At 58.2% G+C, this 505-nt stretch carries 2 protein-coding genes; both read right to left on the minus strand.

Annotated elements, in window-relative coordinates:
* A partial coding sequence (locus tag OSO_RS51800; protein WP_010581601.1) for a terminase large subunit domain-containing protein occupies positions 1-368 on the minus strand: 368 nt, incomplete at its 3' end.
* On the minus strand, positions 305-505 hold a 201-nt coding region (locus OSO_RS51805), incomplete at its 5' end, for a hypothetical protein (RefSeq protein WP_010581602.1). The genes OSO_RS51805 and OSO_RS51800, both read right to left, overlap by 64 nt.

Below are 505 nucleotides of genomic sequence, written 5' to 3' on the forward strand. Positions count from 1 at the left end.
GCCATGAACGGCGACTTACCGTTGCCGCGTCCCATGCTGATGAAGCATTCGCGGAACCGGCGGAAACCGGTGTCCTTGTTCTTCCAGGCGAACAGGTTCCCGGCGACGAACTTTTGCCAGGGCTTCAGAATGAACGGGTGGCCGCAGAATTCCCCGGTCGAATGCTTCAAAAGCTGAACAAACGAAATCGTTCGTTCGAAATCTTCATCGTCCCAGTAGATGCCGCGAGCGCCTGCGGTGTCACAGTCATGCCGGTATCGTTCGACGGCCGCACGTTCGAGCGTGCCGACGACAACCTTTTTCGCTAGGACGTCGTCGCAATACCGCTCAAGATCCCTGCGGTTCGCCGAGACTCGGCATTTGCGCACAGGTGATGGGCGAGGCCTCGTAGAACTTGCGTTGCGTGCCAACTGGTGAACCCGCTTTCCGGATCACGTTCGTATTCGATCAGGACGTCGAATAACGCCATAAGGCTGCGCGGGCTGGGATCGAACGCGAACAGCCA

The organism is Schlesneria paludicola DSM 18645 (assembly GCF_000255655.1).
GTDB classification, from domain to species: Bacteria; Planctomycetota; Planctomycetia; order Planctomycetales; family Planctomycetaceae; genus Schlesneria; species Schlesneria paludicola.